The sequence below is a fragment of the Christiangramia qingdaonensis genome (assembly GCF_048381525.1).
GTDB lineage: Bacteria > Bacteroidota > Bacteroidia > Flavobacteriales > Flavobacteriaceae > Christiangramia.
The window spans coordinates 1-1107 of sequence record NZ_JBLWIM010000003.1 but is presented as its reverse complement, the minus strand read 5'-3'; the positions used below and the strand labels follow the sequence as shown (position 1 = coordinate 1107).

Here is a 1107-nt window from a genome sequence, read left to right as displayed (position 1 = left end):
TGTACTACCACTTCTGTAACATTAAATGGTTCTGGGGATTCTAACAATACTGATGCTGATCTTTCTTACGCATGGACCGGTCCGCAAGGATTTACTTCTTCTGAGGCGATGCCAGGTGTTTCTGTAGTTGGAACTTATACACTTACTGTAACTGATAACGATAACGGATGTTTTGTAACTGATTCTGTGGAAGTTACTCAGGATATCAACGCTCCTACTGCAGAAGCTGGTGAGAACATGGAACTTACCTGTGCTACCACTTCAGTAACTCTGAATGGTTCTGGTAACTCTACCAATGAGGATGCTGATCTTTCTTACGCATGGACGGGTCCAGGAGAATTTTCTTCTGATATGGCTACTCCAAGTGTAACTGTGGAAGGTACATACACACTGACTGTAACTGATAATGATAATGGTTGTTTTGCAACCGATACGGTGGAAGTAACTAAGGATGCTAATGTTCCTACTGCTTCTATCGATGGCAATGACGAACTAAACTGTAACAATACTGAAATTACGCTGGATGCTTCTGGATCTGTAGTCAACGGAACTCCTTCTTATTCCTGGACCATCGATACCGCTGACGGTACTGAAGTTGGAACTGAGGCTACTTTACAAGTGAATGCTGCCGGAGTTTATTTCCTAACAGTAACCGATCTTGATAATAATTGTTTTGCTACCAATTCTGTGGAAGTAATTTTTACTCCAGATACTGAAAGTCCGGTAATTACTGTATGTGCTTCTGAAGTTAACGTATCTTCAGATGCTGGGGTATGTGGTACATCAGATGTTGAACTTGGAATGCCAACTGCAACAGATAATTGTGATACTGAACTTTCTCTAGTAAATGATGCTCCTGAAGTATTCCCATTAGGCCAGACCATAGTAACGTGGACTATTACAGATGCTTCTAATAATTCTGTTCAGTGTGAGCAAATCGTAAATGTAACAGATTCTGAAGCTCCTGTAGTGGAAAAAATGGATGACATCACAGTTAACAACGATGCTGGAGTATGTGGTGCTGTTGTAGACTTCGGAATGATTGGAGCAACTGATAATTGTGAACTGGAATCTATTGAAGTGACCGAAGGTCTTACTTCAGGATCT

The 1107-nt window shown here is 41.0% G+C and carries 1 protein-coding gene; it reads left to right on the top strand.

Annotated elements, in window-relative coordinates; all coding sequences use genetic code 11:
• The coding region (locus ACNI3T_RS00350; protein WP_418226114.1) for an HYR domain-containing protein at positions 1-1107 on the top strand (1107 nt) is incomplete at both ends.